At 71.3% G+C, this 1,674-nt stretch carries 3 protein-coding genes; all 3 read left to right on the forward strand.

Features of this window, described 5'->3' with window-relative positions:
* Positions 1 to 53: 53 nt before the first annotated feature.
* The gene (locus KME77_RS29155; RefSeq protein ID WP_281424078.1) at positions 54 to 173 is read left to right on the forward strand and encodes an IPTL-CTERM sorting domain-containing protein; all 120 of its coding nucleotides are present in this window, start codon (positions 54 to 56) and stop codon (positions 171 to 173) included.
* A 2-nt stretch (positions 174 to 175) separates the two neighbouring features.
* Entirely contained in the window at positions 176 to 919 is a 744-nt protein-coding gene (locus KME77_RS09080; protein WP_219463908.1) for a polyprenol monophosphomannose synthase, read from the forward strand.
* A gap of 187 nt (positions 920 to 1,106) precedes the next feature.
* Positions 1,107 to 1,625, forward strand: coding sequence for an FxsA family protein (locus tag KME77_RS09085; RefSeq protein WP_219463910.1), 519 nt, complete (start codon positions 1,107 to 1,109; stop codon positions 1,623 to 1,625).
* Positions 1,626 to 1,674 lie beyond the last annotated feature (49 nt).

The raw sequence follows: 1,674 nt of genomic DNA on the forward strand, positions 1-1,674 counted from the left end.
TTTCACTTCTGATTCGTGGGAAATGCCGGCCTGACAGAAAGGTCCTCGCGACGCTGGTCGGAGCGTGGCCGGAGTGGGCGCTGGCGCTGATGGGCGTGGCGGCCGCCGGGGTCGCCGCGTGGCGCGTCAGGCGCGCGCGCCGGACGGCTTCACGACCGATGGGGAACGACTGATCATGGAGTCTCTTGGCCGGGTGCTCATCGTCATCCCGACTTACAACGAGCGTGACAACCTGCCCATGATCACCGCAAGGGTGCGGGCGGCGCTGCCCGGCGCCGACGTGCTGGTGGTCGACGACAACAGCCCCGACGGCACCGGCGAGGTCGCCGACGGCATCGCGGCCGGGGACGAGCGCGTCCACGTGCTGCACCGCGAGGGCAAGGAGGGGCTGGGCGCCGCCTACATCCACGCCTTCCGCTGGGGCCTGGACGAGGGCTACAACGTGCTGGTCGAGATGGACGCCGACGGCTCGCACCAGCCCGAGGAACTGCACAAGCTGCTGGAGGCGATCGACGACGGCGCCGACCTGTCGATCGGGTCGCGCTGGGTGCCCGGCGGCAGGGTCGTCAACTGGCCCTTCGCCCGCGTGCTGCTGTCCAGGGGCGCCAACATCTACACGCGGCTCATGCTCGGCATGCCCGTGCGCGACGCCACCGCCGGGTTCCGCGCCTACCGCGCCTCCACGCTGGAGAAGATCGGGCTGGCCGACGTCGAGTCCCAGGGCTACTGCTTCCAGGTCGACCTCACCCTGCGCACGAACAGGCACGGGCTGCGGGTGGTCGAGGTGCCGATCACGTTCGTGGAGCGGACCGTCGGCACCAGCAAGATGAGCAGCCGCGTGATGGCCGAGTCGTTCTGGCGGGTCGCGGTCTGGGGTCTGCAGGGGCTGCCCGCCCGGCTGCGCGGCCGGCGCGACTGAACGCCGCGGACGGTGTGACCGAACGCCGCGCGCCCGGCGCGACCGAACCTGAGGCCGTCCTCAGGCCGCCCTCGGGCCGTGCGGAACGCTCGCGGCGCGCGGGGCGTTGACTTCTTCAGGAGCACGTTCCTCGTGGACGTGCCTCCGCGTAGGTGTGTCGCGCGACGTGTGCGGAATGGGGAAGACGATGCGACTCCTGCTTTTCCTGGCCTTCCTGGTCGTGCCGGTGATGGAGATCTGGCTGCTGATCCAGGTGGGCTCGGTCATCGGCGGCTGGACCACCGTGGCCCTGCTCATCGCCGACAGCCTGCTGGGCGCCTGGCTGGTACGCCGTGAGGGGCGCAGGGCCTGGAAGGCGCTCCAGGAGGCGCTGCAGTCCGGCCGGATGCCCGACAAGGAGCTGGCCGACGGCGGCCTGATCCTGGTGGGCGGGACACTTCTGCTGACGCCGGGGTTCATCAGCGACATCGCCGGGTTCCTGTGCCTGCTGCCGGTCACCCGGCCGATGATGCGGCGGCTCGGGTCGTGGTTCTTCGAGCGCCGGGTCAGGCGGCTGGCGGCGTCCTCGCCGTACGCGAACCTCTTCCCGGCGGCGGGCGGCCCGCAGAGCCCCGGGCGGAGCCCCGGACAGGGCGCTCAGCAGAGCGGCGGCGGCAGGGTGGTGCACGGTGAGGTGATCAAGGAGGACCGCGAGCCGTCGTCCTGACGGCCGGCCCTCCTTACGGCGACGAAAAGCCCCCGAGCGTGAGAACGCT

The sequence above is a fragment of the Nonomuraea rhizosphaerae genome, assembly GCF_019396405.1.
GTDB classification, from domain to species: Bacteria; Actinomycetota; Actinomycetes; order Streptosporangiales; family Streptosporangiaceae; genus Nonomuraea; species Nonomuraea rhizosphaerae.